18 protein-coding genes are annotated in these 16,615 nt (G+C 54.9%); 15 read left to right on the top strand and 3 right to left on the bottom strand.

What is annotated here, in order from left to right; genetic code table 11:
• Positions 1-24 precede the first annotated feature (24 nt).
• The 5 genes from BLR09_RS02775 to BLR09_RS02755 all read left to right on the top strand — a co-directional run bounded on the left by BLR09_RS02775 (position 25) and on the right by BLR09_RS02755 (position 3,819).
• Entirely contained in the window at positions 25-903 is an 879-nt protein-coding gene (locus BLR09_RS02775; RefSeq protein ID WP_093197397.1) for an alkaline phosphatase family protein, read from the top strand.
• Positions 904-996: 93 nt separating this feature from the next.
• Entirely contained in the window at positions 997-1,500 is a 504-nt protein-coding gene (locus BLR09_RS02770) for a YceI family protein (RefSeq protein WP_093197394.1), read from the top strand.
• 51 nt (positions 1,501-1,551) lie between these two features.
• Positions 1,552-2,340: an FkbM family methyltransferase gene (locus BLR09_RS02765; RefSeq protein WP_093197392.1), complete on the top strand. Its 789-nt coding sequence runs from the start codon at positions 1,552-1,554 to the stop codon at positions 2,338-2,340.
• A 24-nt stretch (positions 2,341-2,364) separates the two neighbouring features.
• Positions 2,365-3,198, top strand: coding sequence for a helix-turn-helix transcriptional regulator (locus BLR09_RS02760; RefSeq protein WP_093197389.1), 834 nt, complete (start codon positions 2,365-2,367; stop codon positions 3,196-3,198).
• A 90-nt stretch (positions 3,199-3,288) separates the two neighbouring features.
• Positions 3,289-3,819: a YbhB/YbcL family Raf kinase inhibitor-like protein gene (locus BLR09_RS02755; protein WP_093197387.1), complete on the top strand. Its 531-nt coding sequence runs from the start codon at positions 3,289-3,291 to the stop codon at positions 3,817-3,819.
• A 36-nt stretch (positions 3,820-3,855) separates the two neighbouring features.
• Here BLR09_RS02755 and BLR09_RS02750 read toward each other — a convergent pair whose 3' ends face one another.
• Positions 3,856-4,506 (bottom strand): helix-turn-helix transcriptional regulator, encoded by a 651-nt coding sequence (locus BLR09_RS02750; protein WP_093197384.1) that lies wholly within the window; start codon positions 4,504-4,506, stop codon positions 3,856-3,858.
• 525 nt (positions 4,507-5,031) lie between these two features.
• Here BLR09_RS02750 and BLR09_RS02745 point away from each other — a divergent pair.
• The 10 genes from BLR09_RS02745 to BLR09_RS02700 all read left to right on the top strand — a co-directional run bounded on the left by BLR09_RS02745 (position 5,032) and on the right by BLR09_RS02700 (position 15,126).
• The gene (locus BLR09_RS02745) at positions 5,032-6,708 is read left to right on the top strand and encodes a LamG-like jellyroll fold domain-containing protein (RefSeq protein ID WP_176785424.1); all 1,677 of its coding nucleotides are present in this window, start codon (positions 5,032-5,034) and stop codon (positions 6,706-6,708) included.
• Positions 6,705-7,448 carry a hypothetical protein gene (locus tag BLR09_RS02740; protein WP_093197379.1) on the top strand — a complete coding sequence of 248 codons (744 nt, stop codon included), beginning with the start codon at positions 6,705-6,707 and terminating at the stop codon, positions 7,446-7,448. The genes BLR09_RS02745 and BLR09_RS02740 overlap by 4 nt, the downstream gene beginning before the upstream one ends.
• A gap of 12 nt (positions 7,449-7,460) precedes the next feature.
• Positions 7,461-8,573: a caspase family protein gene (locus BLR09_RS02735; RefSeq protein WP_093197376.1), complete on the top strand. Its 1,113-nt coding sequence runs from the start codon at positions 7,461-7,463 to the stop codon at positions 8,571-8,573.
• Positions 8,570-9,652, top strand: a complete 1,083-nt coding sequence (locus tag BLR09_RS02730) for a caspase family protein (RefSeq protein ID WP_093197374.1) — start codon at positions 8,570-8,572, stop codon at positions 9,650-9,652. The genes BLR09_RS02735 and BLR09_RS02730 overlap by 4 nt, the downstream gene beginning before the upstream one ends.
• Before the next feature lie 74 nt (positions 9,653-9,726).
• Complete coding sequence (locus BLR09_RS02725; RefSeq protein ID WP_143011002.1) at positions 9,727-10,338, top strand: hypothetical protein; 612 nt, start codon at positions 9,727-9,729, stop codon at positions 10,336-10,338.
• 7 nt (positions 10,339-10,345) lie between these two features.
• The gene (locus tag BLR09_RS02720; RefSeq protein WP_093197369.1) at positions 10,346-11,293 is read left to right on the top strand and encodes a hypothetical protein; all 948 of its coding nucleotides are present in this window, start codon (positions 10,346-10,348) and stop codon (positions 11,291-11,293) included.
• A 17-nt stretch (positions 11,294-11,310) separates the two neighbouring features.
• Positions 11,311-11,763, top strand: coding sequence for a hypothetical protein (locus BLR09_RS02715; protein WP_218126579.1), 453 nt, complete (start codon positions 11,311-11,313; stop codon positions 11,761-11,763).
• Positions 11,760-13,082: a DUF4384 domain-containing protein gene (locus tag BLR09_RS02710; RefSeq protein ID WP_093197363.1), complete on the top strand. Its 1,323-nt coding sequence runs from the start codon at positions 11,760-11,762 to the stop codon at positions 13,080-13,082. The genes BLR09_RS02715 and BLR09_RS02710 overlap by 4 nt, the downstream gene beginning before the upstream one ends.
• A 1-nt stretch (position 13,083) precedes the next feature.
• Positions 13,084-14,547 carry a DUF4384 domain-containing protein gene (locus tag BLR09_RS02705; protein ID WP_143011000.1) on the top strand — a complete coding sequence of 488 codons (1,464 nt, stop codon included), beginning with the start codon at positions 13,084-13,086 and terminating at the stop codon, positions 14,545-14,547.
• 69 nt (positions 14,548-14,616) lie between these two features.
• Complete coding sequence (locus BLR09_RS02700; RefSeq protein WP_093197359.1) at positions 14,617-15,126, top strand: hypothetical protein; 510 nt, start codon at positions 14,617-14,619, stop codon at positions 15,124-15,126.
• 3 nt (positions 15,127-15,129) lie between these two features.
• Here BLR09_RS02700 and BLR09_RS02695 read toward each other — a convergent pair whose 3' ends face one another.
• Both BLR09_RS02695 and BLR09_RS02690 read right to left on the bottom strand, forming a co-directional pair.
• The gene (locus BLR09_RS02695; RefSeq protein ID WP_093197357.1) at positions 15,130-15,957 is read right to left on the bottom strand and encodes a C1 family peptidase; all 828 of its coding nucleotides are present in this window, start codon (positions 15,955-15,957) and stop codon (positions 15,130-15,132) included.
• A complete protein-coding gene (locus tag BLR09_RS02690; RefSeq protein WP_093197354.1) occupies positions 15,957-16,613 on the bottom strand; it encodes a tetratricopeptide repeat protein in 657 nt (218 codons plus the stop codon). The genes BLR09_RS02695 and BLR09_RS02690 overlap by 1 nt, the downstream gene beginning before the upstream one ends.
• Positions 16,614-16,615 lie beyond the last annotated feature (2 nt).

Below are 16,615 nucleotides of genomic sequence, written 5' to 3'. Positions count from 1 at the left end.
TTATAAAAATCTATTTTACATACAATGAAAAAATGGCTGGTTGCCGGACTCTTCCTCTGGGTTGCCGGAACGGTACACGCGCAGGTACGTCACGCAAAACACGTACTGCTGATCGGAGTCGATGGATTGGGCTCCTATTGCTTTCCGAAAGCAACAATTCCGACGTTTCAGAAAATGATGGATAACGGCGCCTGGACGCTGAAGGCCCGGAGTGTATTGCCCTCCTCCAGCGCGGTCAACTGGGCGTCTATGCTCATGGGTGCGGGACCGGAAGTGCACGGCTATACGGAGTGGAATAGTCAGGTGCCCGAACCGCCGTCGCAGGAGACTACCGAGTATGGAATGTTTCCTACCGTCTTCTACCTCTTGAAAAAGCAGCGGCCAAAGGCAACTTCCGCGGTGGTGTACGAATGGGACGGCATTGGCTACCTGTATGAAAAACAATGCGTGACGACGTCGGTTAACTGTTCAGGCGATAGCGCCACGGCCGTCGCAGCCATACAGTGCATTGAAAAGGATAAGCCGTCTCTGCTATTCGTGCATTTTTCGGAGGTGGACAATGCCGGGCATGCCGTGGGGCATGGTACCCGGCCATATATCCAGGCGGTAAACCGGACGGATAGGTATGTCGGGCAACTGCTGGCTGCGCTGGAACGGGCGGGTATTGCGGATGAAACGCTGGTATTGCTGACGTCCGACCACGGCGGCATCAGCCGCGGGCACGGGGGAAAGTCGCTCCAGGAAATGGAAATTCCCTGGATTCTGTACGGAAAAGCCGTGCGGCAAAAAGGGGAAATCCGCCGCAGCGTTATGACATATGATACCGCGGCAACGCTCGCGTATGTCTTCGGACTGAAAACGCCGGAAGTCTGGACCGGGCGACCGCTTTCGTTTCTGTTCTGAACAGACCGTTGGCATAATTTCCCTGCCGTTCGCTCATTTTCATCACCGGATCGGAATGGGTGCACGGTCTTTTTGAGGGAAATATCGTTAAAGATGAAAAAAATCGGGCTTTGTATCGCCCTCGTCGTCCTGAACATAGCCCCGGAGTGGGAAATCCGCCCGGGGTATGCCATTCGGTTTCGCGACCGGTATGCGACCGGCGAATTCCGCAGTCTGGAAGGCCGGCTGCTGTTTGATCCGGATAGTGTTTCCCGGTCTTCGTTCGTTGTAAAAGTGGAAACGGCGTCAATCGAGACCGGCAATGGCCTGAAAAACCGCCATGCCCGAAGCGCAAAATGGTTCGACGCAGCTGCTTTTCCGTATATTGAGTTCAGGTCTGATAGTATCCGCGTCCGCGGAGAGGCCTGCGCCGCCTTCGGGAAGTTGCTGTTGCATGGCGTGAAGCGTTCGGTGACGATACCGTTTGCTTTTGAAGACGGCGCCGTTTTTCGGGGCCGGTTCAGGATCAACCGCGTCGATTTCGGCATCGGAAAACCCCGGGGCGGAGAAGCCGACTCAACCGATATTGAAGTGACAGTACCCGTGGTACGCCGGTGAAAGTCTGCCGGCCGCGGGAATGCGTATTTAAGTAACTCATCCATCCCACATATGGTCAAAGGCATCCGGCGCTACTACGAACTGACGAAACACGTCTCCAATCCCGGCGAGTACTATTTTCACAAAGGTGAGCGGCGGAAGCGTGACCTGGTGTTTCAAACCCGTCCTCATGCCATCCGGCTGGAAGTACCCCTGCGGTTGTATATTCTCTTCAAGGAGATTTTCATGGAGGACGTATACGGTATTCAGGAACTGGTGGCATCGCTGCCTCCCCGGCCCAAAATCATTGATATCGGCGCAAACGCGGGCTTTTTTAATTTTATTCTGTTGTCGAAGACGGGCCAGGCGGATATTCTGGCATTCGAGCCGATACCTGCCAATGTGATGCGTTTTCAATATGTACTGGATCAGAATCCGTGGCTGAAGCCCTACATCCGCCTCGAGGCAAAGGCGGTTACCGGGCAGCCGATACCTGTCCTGACACTATATGCCGAGGAAGGCGACGTGAATCAGACCGTTGCGTCGGTCTTTGCCGATTTCCACGAAAACAACACCCGGCAGATCGAAGTACCGTCCCTTTCACTGACGGAAGTACTGGAAGATGAATCATCCGTAGACCTGCTGAAACTGGATTGCGAAGGCAGTGAATACGATATCCTGTACCATACCGACCCGTTGCTGATCCGCCGTATCGGCCGTATTCTGGCAGAAATACACGACCTCGACGAAGACCGGCGTAACGTACGGGAAATGAGCCGTTTCCTTCAGGAAGCGGGGTTCCGGGTACAATACGAATGGCTTCAACCGCAATGCTACATGCTGGCGGCTGTCCGGGAATAGGCAAATCCTGTCTATTTTTACGGTATGTCAGAGATGGTTTTACCCCGGGCGCTGGCCGGAAAGGAAGTAGGTCCGGCTTACGTACATGTGTATGAAAATGAGTTGCACGACACGGTGAAATGCCGGGTGACGTCGACCCATCATGCCATCAGCTTTTTGTTTGACGGGGAAAAGACGGTCTGTTTCGCCGATGAGACGAAACAATTAGCAGGTCAGGAGGCTATCCTTTTTCCAGCGGGAAACTGCCTCATGACCGAGCGCCGTCCGCAGCGGGGAGCCTACCGGAGCGTAGTCCTTTTCTTTGACGATACGCTGCTGGCTGGTTTTCTGGCAAAACATGCCAGTGTTTCCGGTAGTGAAAGGGCCTCGGGTTTCATTTTCGGGCAGGATCCGTTTATCCTGCATTTCGCTGCTTCGCTTCGGCTGCTGCATAATCAGCCTTCGGAAGAGGCGTTACTTTTTCTCAAAGTAGAGGAGATTCTTACCTATCTGACGCTCCGTTTTAGCGGTTCCTTTCCGGCTTTTCTTCACGGGATTGCCCGGCGTTCGGCGGAAGGTACCTTCCGGCGGATCGTTGAAAGCAATAGTTTCAACCGGCTATCGCTCGACGAGCTGGCTTTTCTTTGTCACATGAGCGTTTCGACGTTCAAACGCCGTTTCGAATCCGTGTACGGCATGGGGCCTTCCCGCTGGTTTCACGCCCAGCGGATGAAGCAAGCCGCTATCCTCCTGCGGCACGGCAGCGCGCGTCCGAGCGATATTCACCTCGAACTCGGATACGAGAATCTTTCCAGTTTCATTCAGGCTTTCAAAAAGGAATTTGGCGTAACGCCCCGGGCCTACCAGGGGCAGGATTGATCTTTTCGAAACAGAATACGGTCTTTCCGGTATCGGTTGCTGCCTGGCGACCCCGGTACCTTTGTGTGGTAAACCTTTTATTCCACACGCATGAAAAAGCTTCTTTTTTGCTTCCTTCTGGGAACAGGCAGCCTGAGCGCGCAAACATTTACCCTCAAGAGCGCCGAACTGGGCGGACAGGCGACGCAGCGGCAATTTTTCCAGGGCTTCGGCTGCACGGGAGAAAATATTTCCCCGCAGCTATCCTGGGAAAATGCGCCGGCGGGGACCAAAAGCTTTGCCGTCACGATGTATGACAAGGATGCGCCGACGGGCAGCGGTTTCTGGCATTGGGTGCTATTCAACATCCCGGCGGACGTCACCTCGCTGAAAGCAGGGGCCGGCGACGCTTCCGGCAAGGCAGCGCCGGCGGGTGCCGTCCAAAGTATCACGGATTTCGGAAAGCCGGGTTACGGCGGTCCCTGCCCGCCTCCGGGCGCGCCGCACGAGTACCTGATTACCGTTTACGCCCTGAAAGCGCCGCTGGAGCTCGGGCCGGGTACGCCTCCGGCGATGGTCGGATTCAACCTGTCAGGGTTGCTGCTTGGAAAAGCGTCGATTGTGATGTACGGGCAACGCTGAAAAAAAAAGCCGCAGGGATACATCCTGCGGCTTTTTTTAATACGAAATAAGCCCTTCGGAAACGGCGATGGAGAGTAGTTCGGTGATCGAATTGCAATTCGCCTTTACCATCATATTACGGCGGTGCGTGATAACAGTATGGCGGCTGAGGCTTAGCGCTTCCGCCGTTTCGGCAATGTTTTTTCCACGCTGGGCGTGGCGGAGTACTTCCCGCTCTTTCGGGGTAAAGTCAAGGCGGAGAGACCGGTCGTGCCGCGCCGCCAGCAGGCGCGCGAGCGAGGACGACAGATACGACCGGCCTTCCCGCAGGGCGGCGATGCAACGAAGCAGCTCGTCGGTGCTGTCGGTCTTGTTGATCAAACCATCCGGTTTCAGGAGCAGGACTTCTTCAAACTGCGGCAGATTGCGTATATGGCTGACGAGGATGATAAACAATCGCTGGCGGGTAGGAATCACTTCGCGCAATCCGATACTCCGGTGGTCGGAGATCAGGTAAACCGGTCCGTCCGGCAACGCCGGAAACGGGTTTTCGGCCAGTTCGGTCGCCGGGGGTACGGTATACACCCGGGAGAAACGGCCCGTCTGCCGAAGGAAGACAGCCAGGGTTTCGGCAAACAGGGTAAGTTCATCGGATACGATTGCTATACCGAGGGAACTGTTTTCGGGAGGCTCATCCAACACATTCATGAAAAAAGAACAGATAAAACGAAGCCGATAGCCACTCAGCGGGTAGGAGAATGAGTGGGTCGGACGGTTTAAATATCTTTCTTGAAAAACGTGATTGGGGTGCCACAAAGACGAAAACACCGGTTTTATGAATTGAGCGTCTTAAATGGATAAAATAACACCGGAAGCAGTTCCCGGTTGCCTAAACTGAATAATAGGATCACGATTTATCCGTAAAGGATACTTTACGGATTCTAATCGACCGTTAAATAATTAACTAGCAAATTTTTTTGATTAAACCGATGCCCAACAGGGCGAAAGAAGCAGGTCCTGCGTCAGGGCAAAAAACGGCCTTAGCCGGTTCGGAAGACAGCTATTTCAGTCACCTTTCAGAAGACTCGCAGCAAGGATACCGGAAAAGTGCAAAAAATATGCGTGTTTTTCCCGAAAAAAGTCTGCGATACCCCTATAAATAGGGTTATGAGAAGTCGGGGGGCTTCTCTACTTTTGACTCGACAAAGTTGGTTCCCAATCCTGCTTCTATTCATGAAACACCTTTTACCCCCCAGATTGTCCGCCTCATTTCTTTATCTATCGCTCCTTTTTCTGCTTTCGGACTGCAGAAAAGACCTCCCGAAACGGGAATTTCCCAAATGTGAAACTGCGATTTCTTCGGTTTCCCATCAGGCGACTCAACTGAGCGTTGAGTTTACGGTTTCCTCCGCCAATAATGCCACATTTGACAAAATCGAGTGGGATTTTGGAGACGGAAAGAAGGACTCCGGTCCGTCGTTAAAAGTCACGCATAAATACGAAGCTAGTGCGACTTATGAAGTCAAACTTGTGCTAACTGATAAATGCGGAAATGTAACGTCTGACAAACATACTGTGGTGGTCAGTGACGCTGTCGTCCCGACATTGGAGGCTTGCGAAGCAACGTACACAAACACAACTGCAACTATTAAATTCAAAGTTGGCAGCGATGGGAAAAGCGCTATCAAAAACTGGGGAATAATCTATTTTGAGTCTGATCCTTCGTCTGCAGGTAATGCAATCGGACCCAAACCGGGCGAAAGTATGCCGGTGACAGGGGAGCAGCGGCAAGTGACTCTTTCCAATTTAAAAGAAGGTACTCGATACTATTATCGCGTATTTCTTACCAATGTTGCCGGAACTGATACCTGTAGTAACGAATTTACAACGACAGCCGATGCAGAGGTAACGACGCTCGATGTATCAAATGTTGGCAATACGTCGGCAACGTTTAATTTGAGCCTGAAGAAAACATCACAACCGGGAATCTCCGAGGTCGGATTTTATGTGTCCACTAGTTCGAACCCGAACGCTTCTAATACAATCAATGTCCCTTCCACAACTTCTGTCGCCTCCGCTGGTCAGTCGTGGGGCAGCAAAGTTGAAACCCAGCTGACGTTCGGAGGTAAATATTATTATCGAGCTTATGCAAAATATGGTAGTAAGGAAGTTGTTGGTGGAGTTAAATGGTTTATTGTGGCAGATATTACGTCCAATCTTGTCGCCCATATTCCATTTGATGATAGTACTCCAGCAGATTTGACGACAAGAAATACACCGACACTTCCAAAATCTGCGTCCTATGGTTCTGGTCCCAATGCCGGATTTGGAAATGCAATTATTTTTAACGGAACCAGTCAGTATTTAGAAATGCCAGATAACTCTGCTTTTCGCGGAAGAAGACTAACAATAAGTGTTTGGATAAAAACGACTGATATCGTTGACCGATGGATGCAGATATACAGTAAGAGTGTCTTTTCTGACGGTTCCAGCCAACAGCTAAGTGCAAACCTAAAGCAGGCAGAGGCTGGTCAAGCCGGCAACGCAGTTATTAATGCAGATTATAAACAGGGGAGTGGCGTGAATTGCTCACCAGGTGTTGGTTGGCAGAATGTTGCGAGTCCTTTTACGCATTTACCGGGGAAATGGTATCATGTTGTCACTGTATTTGACGGATTAACAGCCTATCTCTATGTTGATGGGGTATTGAAAGGCACCAAAGGCATGATCGGCAATGAACTGGATCCATGTAACGATGGCGGCTTGCGATTTGGCGCTGAAAATTTGGCTCCTGGTAATCTTGGGGGACCTAGATACTTTAAGGGCTCTATGGACGAAATACGTATTTATTACTCAGCGCTTTCAAAAGAACAAGTTTGGGCTTTATACAATCAATACCCCAACCCATGACCCTCTCCAATCGTCTCCTCATCGCGCTGATCTGGCTGGGTAGCCTGGGTAGTGCCGCCGCGCAAACGGCTGTTTCCAATATCAAAGTAGAAACCGACGCGCAACGCGTTAAAGTGACCTACGACGTCACCGGAATCATACCCCGGGACTCGGTTTACCTGCAGATCGAAAGCCGGTCGAAGGGAATTCTGCCGCTGAAGACCGTCACGGGGGACGTCGGCCGAAACCTCACCCCCGGAACCGGCAAAACGATCTACTGGGACTATGTACTCGATAATGTCCAGCTCAACGGCGATATCCGTGCTTTTGTCGGTGTACATGAGGTCGTCCGCCCGCCCAAACCGGGAGGCGGTCCGGCCAACGCGCTGTTGTCCGTTCTCGTGCCGGGCCTCGGGAATATCATGGTGCAGCCGGGACATAAAATCGGCCTGCGACCGCTCATTACCGTTGCCTATGGCGGCCTGATTGCCTTCGGGTTGATTCAGAAAGGGAAATCCGACAAAGAATACAACCTCTACCAGTCAGAACCTTACGAGAAAAATGCGGTTCCGCACTACGACGAGGCCAACCGTCTGAACAACCAGTATGTCTGGGCTATCCGCGGCGCAGCAGCGGTGATGGCTTCCGACGTGATCTACACCCTGATCAAAGGAATCCGCAACCAGAAACAGCAGCGCAGCCAGGTGTCCCTGCAGTATATCGGAAATACGCCGGTAGTTGCCTACCGGGTTACGTTTTAAGCCACGTCGAACATGAAAAAATACCTGTTTGCCGTATTGGCCGGCCTGATGGCGGTTGGCGCCGGCGCCCAGCAAAAAGATCCAAAGGTTTCGGTGAGCGGCTGGACGCCGGTCAAGGTGACCCTTCCCGCGCCGGTAGTAGTCTGGCAAAATCCGGTACAGGAGCGCCAGTCGATTGAAAAACCGACGCTGGTCGTCCGTGTGTGCGTACAAGGCGCTGATCTTCAGCAATCACACTTTGTCCTGAACGGTCGGCCGGTCGGCAGCGCCCAGCGCGGGTTCAAAAAAGTGACCTGCGGGGACGAGTTTTCGACCGAGCTCGCACTCGTACCCGGATTGAACGAAGTTCGTTTTCAGGCGACAAATGCCGGCGGAACGACGACGTCCGAATCCCGGTACATAACCTACAATGCTCCGGTAGTTGCCAGCGGCCCTGTTGTTCAAAAACGATATGCGTTGATCGTCTCCAATGCGAACTATTCCAAGTATCCGCTGAAGAATCCGGTCAATGACGGACGTGCCGTCCGCGAACAGCTCGAAAAACTCGGGTTTGTTGTCACGCTGACTGAAAATCAGTCGCATAAGGAGCTTCGTAAGACCATTGACGCCTACGTCGCAAACCTCACGGACCGGTCTGTCAGCCTGTTTTTCTACGCCGGGCACGGTCTGATGGTGGAGGGCAACAACTACCTGCAGCCGGTGGACGCGACGCCGGCCAGCGAGTCCGACGTCCGCTATGATTGCTATCCCCTGCGGCAGATCATCGACCGCATGGAGGATGCCAACAAAAACGGCTCCAACCTGGTATTCTGGGACGCATGCCGGAACAATCCGTACCGGTCCTGGACCCGCGGCGGAACGGATCAGCTATACGCAACCACGAATCCGCCCGTCGGCACGCTGATCATCTACGCGACTGAGCCGGGCAAGCCGGCACAGGACGGCGATCAGGAAAACGGCCTTTTCACCAGCGAGCTGATCCGGCACCTCAATACCCCGAATCAGGACATCGTCGAACTCATCAACCGGATCGACATGGGCCTGGAAAAGCGGGGCTTTCATCAGCCGCCTTACATGGAAGGGCGTCTTCGGGGAAAATTCATGTTTAACCCCTCCGGGCAATGAAAAAACTGGCTTTGTGCCTGTTAATGAGCATAGGTCTGTCCGCGCACGGGCAGACCTTTCATGCCCTGCTGATGGCGGACACGCGTGACGAACTCCTTTCGGGCGCCTGCGAGCGCGACCTGGAAGTGATGCACCGGCAGTTTGAGCAGATCTCGTCGGCCATCGGCTTCCAACTCAGCGAAAAAGTTATTTCCCGGGATTTTTTTACGGTGAATGAGCTGGAAAAAGTGCTTGATTCCCTGCGGATTGCGCCGGATGACGTGGTGTTTTTTTATTACACCGGGCACGGCTACAATGTCGCGGGGCGGGCGGATCGTTTTCCGATCCTGCATGTCGATAAAAAGAACATCCGGCGAAACCCCGAGCTGTCAGCGATTCATGAACGACTGCGCGCCAAAAAGCCGCGGTTGTGTATTTCGCTCGGCGATTGCTGCAACGACCTGCTGACGAGTACCCGTGGAATGGTGAGCCGCAAACCCATGATCCGCGGACTCAACCTGACCGACGATTCCCTCAACGCCAGCTACCGCCGTCTGTTCCGGATTCCTGCCGGAGATATCCTGATTGCCAGCAGCCAGCCTCCGCAGCAATCGAGCGCCCACCCGGATTCCGGTAGCTTCTATACGCGATCGTTTACGGAAGCGCTGGAAACCGCGACGCGGTTTGCCGGTAATCCTACCTGGGAAGCGCTGCTGTCGGATACCCAGGCGCGGCTCGGGCGGCATTCGGCTACCCGGGAGAAGAAATCGCTGTACCGCGTGCGACTGGCAGGCGCTGAGCCGTCTCCGTCTCCGGTAAATTTCCCTGAAATCAGCCGGTACCTCAATTCCCTGATCAATACGGATATTCCGGATACCAAACGCTTTGGCCTCGTAACGGATACGCGCAGGTATTTCACCGAAAAAGCGCGGGTGAATATCTATGTCAATAATACGCTCGGAGAAGTACAGCCGATCGAACAGGTGGCCCGCCGTCTGTACCTGAACGCTGACAAAATCCGGCAGGTGAACCTGATCGAGCGATTGTCGACGGTCGACGGAAAAGTCCTCCGCACCGTCGCGATTCAGGAAATCTGGTAAAAAGCGATAACCTCAGGCCTGCCCCGGTCATAGCTGGACAGGATGTAACGTCTCTCCGAATCGAAACAAGCATTATGAAAAGGTTTTTCTGCCTGCTGGGATTATGCTGGTCCCTTTCCGCCTCAGGCCAGTCTTTGCTTCCGGTTGATAAAAACCTGGTGGTGGAGGAAGACAAACTCAGCGAACAGCAATTGCGTGATTTTCAGGAACTGACCCATCAGAAGGTGGCCGAGTTTCAGAAGTACCTCAGCGTCATCGCCGACCCGAAACAGGCCGGCCCTGTCCGCGAGCTGGCCATCGAAAATGCCCTTCTGCTGTTCCTGCCGGACGCGCGCATGGAAGTAGGAACCATCAAGACAAACATGCTCGTCCGTGAATACCCGCTGAGCGTATACCTCCGTCGCCTGAAAAACCTCGACAAAAAGTACTTCGACGTATCCATCACCTTCTACGACCTGGCACTGGTAGGGGACTGGCAGAAAACCCAGGCGGGATATGAGACGACGGCCACCTATTTCCAGCATTTTCAGGGAAACGGCGGTACGATCCGGTACGAAGACAAAACTGTGAAAAAGATGAACGTGGATCTGCGTAACCGCAAGGATCCGTTCTACGAGGAAAACCGCTGGACCGTACTGCTCGGCAATGTACGGGTAGCCGAGATTCAACCAGCCACTCCCAAGTGACCTTCCTATGATCTATCGATGGGTTATCTGGATCGCATTGGCGCAGCAAGGTTGGCAGGGCTTCGGAGACCCCGAAAAACAAGGTCTGGACTGCCTCAGGCGCTATAGTGCCGCCGTCAACACGCTGAATCCATCTCCGGGCGGACGTCCGGTGGACGCACGCCGTCGGGAAATCCTGGAAAACTGGTTTTCTGCTGCCGACATGCCCGTCCCCGACGTACTTCAGCCGGCAGACAGCTACCGGAATACCCTGCCGCAACTTCCGGCGGGGCAATGGCTCGCTCAATTACCCGGCTTTTTCTGGGAAGGATTTTCGTACCGCCTCGACTCCCTCCGACTCGATCAACCGGTTACCAGCCGGGACTCGGTCGTTTTCGTCGCGTCGGTTCGATTGCACGGCCTGCAGGCAGCTACCAAAACAAAGGTGGATTTTTGTGAAAATCAGATGTTTACGCTGAGAATCAAAGGGAAATCCTGTGTGATCGAAGACATCCGGGGGTTGGGTACCGGTTTTCGGGAACCCCTTTCCGGAAAGCGGTTGAAAGAAGTATATACCGAATTCGCCGTACTTCTCCGCGAACTGGTGTCGGAAGCGACCGGCGCCACGCGCCGGCGGGAAATCCTGGACCTTTTCAGCCGCTGGCTTCCGTTGGATGCCGCCTGCTGCCAGGTTTCGGGAGAGCGCCGGTCCCTGCATGAAATCGCTGCGCTCCGGCTCGCACCCGAACGGGCTGCGGGATTGGAGATCAAGCGGTTGGATATTCGCCAGTCGGGCAATTATTACATCGACCGCGATGGCAGCCTCAATGCCGACTTCCTGGCCTTTCAGGGAGTGACTTCCTGGCGGGATGCCTATCCGGAATGTGCGTCGAGGCAGCAAAGTACCCGAAAACTACCCGACGGGCGCCGGCCCGGAGACCCGGTGGAGATTGCCAATGTGGTGCTGGACTTTTAACGATGGTGTCTATGAAAATGGCCAGCTGGCTCCTGTGGCTTGGTTGTCAGGGAATCCCTGCCTGGCAGGAGGCCACCCTACCCATCGACCGAAAAGTAGAAACCGCCCTGGAGTTGATGCACGCGGCGCCGAAGCAGCCTGAGCGCTTCCGGCAGTTGTTTGTTCCTTCCGGCTATGTCGTAATCCAGCAGCCAAACGGGTCGGAAACCTGGCTTCCGGGCGAGCAGTTTTTGCTGAAACGACGCGCCGGCGTACGCTACCGCCTGCTGTCGGCAAAGGTGATCCACTTCCGCGATATTCGAAAAGACGAAAAGGGCGGCTACACGGCCCTCGCTACGGTGTATTTCGATGTCCGGACATTCCGGAACGGCCTTCCCGTAACGAATACCCGTACCGAAGTACGTATGCCTGTCACCGATACTACGCCAGATTCCTGGCGGATTTACGAACTGAAAGTCAAAGGACTATGAAAAAATATCTATGGATTGCCCTCTTGCTCGCTTCTGCCGCCGCAGGAGCGCAGCAACGGTACCCGACAGGTCTGCTTTTTGATCCGGCCGGATACGAAAAAGTACCCGTAAAGGCCGTCGTCGCTAAAGGCACAACACTTCCGCGCAAAGTGTCCTACGAAGAATATTGTCCTCCGGTGATGAACCAGGAAGACTACAGTACCTGCGTTGCTTTCGCGACAACGTACTATCTCCGGTCTATTCTCCAGAGTATCACCGGAAAACCTGCGCTTTTTTCCCCCAGTTACACGTACGAAAAGATCAAATCGCCTGACGATCTTGCCTGCCTCAAGGGAGCCCGTCTGGCCGACGCCCTCTACCTGCTGAAAAAGACAGGCGCGCTGCCGTATGACGCGTTTCCCTATCCGAACTGCGGTATGCCGGAAGGCGAGCTGGACCCGCAGGCGTCTCCGCACCGCATCGGGGATGTCATCCGCCTGTTTGGAGAAAAGGCGCCCGCCGCGTACCGGATCGCGACAATGAAGAAGGCGCTGAGTGAAGGCTACCCCGTCGTCATTGGCATGGAAACGCCATTTTCGTTCTTCATCACGCGGGACGTATGGGAGCTTGCGCCGGGTGAAGTTCCGTCAGCCGCGCCGGGCCATGCGTTGTGTGTGGTTGGGTATGACGACGACCGGTTCGGCGGGGCATTCCGCGTGATCAACTCCTGGGGATCGGGCTGGGCTGACAAGGGCTACTGCTGGGTACGGTACAAGGACCTGGCCCGGTTTGTGCGCGAAGCATTTCAGGCATTTCCGGAAATTGTTCAGCCGGTAAAGGGGTCGATGCGGTTGCTTACCGCCGATGGCAAACGAATGGAAACTACACGGACAGATGCACAAACGGGCGGATTTTACCGGGCCAGCGAGTCTTTTGGTTCCGGGACGAAGTTCAAATTGTACGTATCCAATTCGCAGCAGGTGTATGTTTACGCGCTCGGTACCGACTCAACCGGACATATCAACCGGTTGTTTCCCGACCGGGACGGAGTCAGCGCACTGCTCGGACGGAATACCACGGTCGTCTATCCCTCTGAAACACGCTCCATTGTCCTCGATCAAACACCCGGAACAGACTACCTGATTGTTCTTTTTTCGCAAAAGGAATTGAATATCAACGAAATAATGACTCGTTTGCAATCGGAGAAAGGCTCCGTTTCAGAGCGGCTGCAGAAGGTTACCGGTCCGGTAGCTGCCCGGTATGAATCCGATCAGCCGGTATTTGAAACCGATGGAAAACAGGCGATTGTCCCGCTGGTAGTCGCCATCCGGCATTTGTGATATGATACGACGAATTTGTCTTTTCTGGTTGCTGGCGTTGCCGGTTATGGCGCAGACGTTCACTCCGTCCGACCAGGCTACCCTTGCGCGGAGCACGCGCAAACTGCTGGAAGACCGGTATTTTACCAACCTGGAAATTCTGACGCATTACGAAGTACACCAGCCGTTTGAAGCGCTGGAGCCACAGCTGGAAGGGATGCTCCGAGACGCGTTCCGGAGTAAAGACGTCTTGATATTCAATGAATTTCGTAGTTCCCAAAACCCGAACACCACCCTCGCAGAGTACGTAAAGGACTGCCGCATTTTTTCGGGAGGACGGCCGGTAACAAACCACTTTGACTGGGCGGAGGCCCGTTATCGCCTCGGAAAAACGCCGGCCGGAGAGCCGTATGTCAACTTTTACATACGAAAAACCCTGGCGGGGACCGACACACAGGACAAACCCTTCCGGTTCTCAAATCTGGTGGAGTACCGCGTTCAGTTCGTCCATCATTCGGCGCTGCGCGTATTCCTGGACTTTCGGATTGCGGGAATGGTGCGGGTAGACCATATACCGGACGACGCCGTACCACTTCCCGGAAAAGAAGAACTGTCTGCGCAGCGAAACGTAGAACTGCCCGCCGTCATCGACCGGCTTTCCGACGTGATCCGGCGTTTTGCCAATGGCAGGGCCATCCGGTTGGAACGGTTTACGTACCGGAATTGCGGTATCAACGATGCCCTGTCGGATCGCCTGGCCGCAACTTTACGTGCGGCGCTTCCCAAAAACGGACTGACCCTTTCAGATACTGCCGCATTGCGCCTCCGGGGTGATTATGCGGAGGAAGTCAACAACCTGCGCATCCGCTTTGACCTGACTGACATGGGCCAGGGTATCAACGTCGCCTCCGGTTTGAACGACGAGCTGCCCCTGAGCTGGCTGGCGTCGGAAAAACTGACGCTCCGGCCGGAGGATTTCGGCAAAGTGGAAAGCGTCCGGGATACGTTGAAACGCCTCGTCGCACCTCAGGCGACACCGCTGCAACTGGAGCTGCTAACGGATCGTGGCCGTAGCGGCGTCGAGTACTGGGAGGGGCAGAGCATGAAGATACAGCTGCGGGCCAACCGCCCCTGCCACGTCCGCCTCGTCTACCGTCTTGCTGATGGTACGCAGACGATTCTGGAAGAAGATTTTCTGGTTTCGCCGGGGAAAGCCGGCCAGCTGGTGACGGTCGCGCCGGGAGATCAGTTTGTCTGCGCAGCGCCGTTCGGAACGGAATACCTGCTGGCTTATGCCTCGGAGGAAGGGTTCTGTCCCCTGCCGACCCGGCCCGACCGGCGCGGGTATGTGCGGGAGGAAGGCGGCTACCGGATTTTTGTCGGCTCCCTCCAGGCGATGAACGAGATACTGACCTGCCGGGAAAACAAATCGGCGGGGTTGACGGAAGACTGGATTCAGATTACCACCCGTAGTAAAAAGAAGTAGCAGTTGCGGATATTCAGATTGCCGGCAACTGTCTGTCAGAACAAAACACGGTTACTAATACCCTTACCCATGCCTAAAAAAGGAAAGTGCACCAATATTTTCTGCAAGGAAGACGGAAAAGTCGTTCCACTGGATGCCAATCATACCTGCCCGGCCTGCGGCCATCCGCAGACGGAAGTATCCGGCGGTATTTCGTTCGGCAAAACGCTGCTGATCGCGGTTGTTGCGATTGCCGCTGTCGTGGCGTTGTGGAACCGTTTTGCGCCGAAATTTACCGAAGAGAAAAAGGAAACGACCATTATCGCGGAAGAAAAACCCGTCCGCCGGAAGCCGACCGGCCCGAAAACGACCCTGCTGCCGGCAGGTACCCGGGTTCCGGGCTCGACTAAATGCCAGGATTGCGAAGCCTTTTACTGGGTTGCCGACGGCAAGGGCGGCAAAGTCAGAAAGAGCGAAGGCTACACAACGGAATGCTGTAAATGCGGCTCGCGGGTAGCCTTCAGTGATGGATACTACTATGACATCGTCTGCGAGGGAAGCCGGATATCCGCGAAAATGGGAGATCCGGTAACGCCCTGACGGTCAGGATTTCCGAATCACAAAGCCATACCGCACAAACCGCCCCATATCGGTATACGTAATCCAGCAGTATCCGCTGTCGGCCCAGTTTTTGCCGAAGCTGTTGATGATGCGAAAGGCGCCTTTTTCATCGTCATACCCAATTACACACAGTGCATGGCCGGTTAGCTTCGGGTCGGCGGGGTTATCTCCGGGCGCGGGCTGCCAGGTACTGCGGGTGAAATAGAAAGACGCGGGTACGGCCAGTCCGACCACCACCGGCTGCCCGTCGGCCAGGGCTTGTTTGAGGTACCGTGTTTTGTCGGACGGCGTATCTTTCGCCAGAAACACCCGGTCATAGCCAGCGATGCGGAACGTACGGGCTGACTGATCCGCCTTCCCGGTACTCTTTCCGCAGGAGGGATAGGGATACTCGCGGATAGGGGTACTGCCGTATTCCTTCATGACTTCCAGCGCCTTTACGAGGGAAATACCCTGGGAGCAATCGTAATCTTTTGAAGACTTGGCTTTTTCATACACATACCCGGGAGAAAAAGCGATGGGTGTTATCTGCGATCGCGTCGTGAGTCTGCGGCTCCGCGCCTCCAGGATGGTGTGGAGGTAGTATCCGCACGCGAATCCGACACAGGTAGAGTAGGGGCCCTGTGTTTGCACGACCGGGCACCAGGCTTCCATCGATATTTTCGCAGGCAGGGGTCCTTTTCCCAGCGAACCGGAAAACGGCAGTGCCTCATAGCCCGGATCGTCGAAGACGAGACCCGTTTTGGGAACCGGCTGCGCCTGCAGGATTCCCGGAAGAAACAGTCCGAATAACCACCACCAGCGCTTCATTACCGAAGTTCTTTAGCGGCCTCGGCCTGATAGGGGTGACCTTCTGTCGCCGCGATGCGTTCCAGCAGTCGGCGCGCGTCTTCCTTCCGGCCCTCCTTGCGGTAAGCGATGGCGAGGTACCACTCCGCGCTGGCTGTCCAGTGGTTGAGCGGTTGGGAGGCTACTTTTTCCAGTGCCGGAATCGCACTTTCGGCGCCGGTATGGCGCAGGGTTGTCAGGGCTGCCGCGAGTGCGAGCGAATCGGCAGTATGCCGTTCCGGGCTCGCGCCGAGCCGTTCGTCGTCCGGCAGCAGCACCGGTTCAGGCTTGGGGCCGGCGGCGAGGTAGCGGTCGGTTGCCTGACCGGCCCACCACCACCAGCCGATACCCAGGAGCAGCGCCAGGCTCGCGGCAATCGCCAGCGGACGCCAGGGTAAACGCCTGACGGGTCGGGCGGCGATGGCAGTTGCCCCGATCACTTCAGCGTGAATAGCCTTGAAGCGCTCTTTTTCGGCCAGTATTTTCATGCCTTCGCGTATTTCCTGCTGAAGCTGTACTTCGAGGCGGAGGCCGTCTTCACTTTCCATCCGGCCGGCAAAGGCGTCCCTTTCCGGACCCTGCATGGTGCCGTCGAGGTAGCGGGCTATGTCGGTAAGCAGTTCGTTGGTCAAATCCATGA

The sequence above is a fragment of the Siphonobacter aquaeclarae genome (assembly GCF_900103285.1).
In the GTDB taxonomy this organism is placed as follows: Bacteria; Bacteroidota; Bacteroidia; order Cytophagales; family Spirosomataceae; genus Siphonobacter; species Siphonobacter aquaeclarae.
The sequence above is the reverse complement of the archived record's forward strand: the minus strand, read 5'-3'. Positions and strand labels throughout refer to the sequence as shown.

Coding starts and splice junctions, on each gene's coding strand:
- BLR09_RS02740 (WP_093197379.1), top strand. CDS start 6,705: ATGACCCTCTCCAATCGTCTCCTCATCGCGCTGATCTGGCTGGGTAGC.
- BLR09_RS02755 (WP_093197387.1), top strand. CDS start 3,289: ATGAAAAAGCTTCTTTTTTGCTTCCTTCTGGGAACAGGCAGCCTGAGC.
- BLR09_RS02770 (WP_093197394.1), top strand. CDS start 997: ATGAAAAAAATCGGGCTTTGTATCGCCCTCGTCGTCCTGAACATAGCC.
- BLR09_RS02690 (WP_093197354.1), bottom strand. CDS start 16,613: ATGGATTTGACCAACGAACTGCTTACCGACATAGCCCGCTACCTCGAC.
- BLR09_RS02720 (WP_093197369.1), top strand. CDS start 10,346: ATGATCTATCGATGGGTTATCTGGATCGCATTGGCGCAGCAAGGTTGG.
- BLR09_RS02710 (WP_093197363.1), top strand. CDS start 11,760: ATGAAAAAATATCTATGGATTGCCCTCTTGCTCGCTTCTGCCGCCGCA.
- BLR09_RS02735 (WP_093197376.1), top strand. CDS start 7,461: ATGAAAAAATACCTGTTTGCCGTATTGGCCGGCCTGATGGCGGTTGGC.
- BLR09_RS02700 (WP_093197359.1), top strand. CDS start 14,617: ATGCCTAAAAAAGGAAAGTGCACCAATATTTTCTGCAAGGAAGACGGA.
- BLR09_RS02705 (WP_143011000.1), top strand. CDS start 13,084: ATGATACGACGAATTTGTCTTTTCTGGTTGCTGGCGTTGCCGGTTATG.
- BLR09_RS02775 (WP_093197397.1), top strand. CDS start 25: ATGAAAAAATGGCTGGTTGCCGGACTCTTCCTCTGGGTTGCCGGAACG.
- BLR09_RS02725 (WP_143011002.1), top strand. CDS start 9,727: ATGAAAAGGTTTTTCTGCCTGCTGGGATTATGCTGGTCCCTTTCCGCC.
- BLR09_RS02715 (WP_218126579.1), top strand. CDS start 11,311: ATGGCCAGCTGGCTCCTGTGGCTTGGTTGTCAGGGAATCCCTGCCTGG.
- BLR09_RS02695 (WP_093197357.1), bottom strand. CDS start 15,957: ATGAAGCGCTGGTGGTGGTTATTCGGACTGTTTCTTCCGGGAATCCTG.
- BLR09_RS02765 (WP_093197392.1), top strand. CDS start 1,552: ATGGTCAAAGGCATCCGGCGCTACTACGAACTGACGAAACACGTCTCC.
- BLR09_RS02760 (WP_093197389.1), top strand. CDS start 2,365: ATGTCAGAGATGGTTTTACCCCGGGCGCTGGCCGGAAAGGAAGTAGGT.
- BLR09_RS02745 (WP_176785424.1), top strand. CDS start 5,032: ATGAAACACCTTTTACCCCCCAGATTGTCCGCCTCATTTCTTTATCTA.
- BLR09_RS02730 (WP_093197374.1), top strand. CDS start 8,570: ATGAAAAAACTGGCTTTGTGCCTGTTAATGAGCATAGGTCTGTCCGCG.
- BLR09_RS02750 (WP_093197384.1), bottom strand. CDS start 4,506: ATGAATGTGTTGGATGAGCCTCCCGAAAACAGTTCCCTCGGTATAGCA.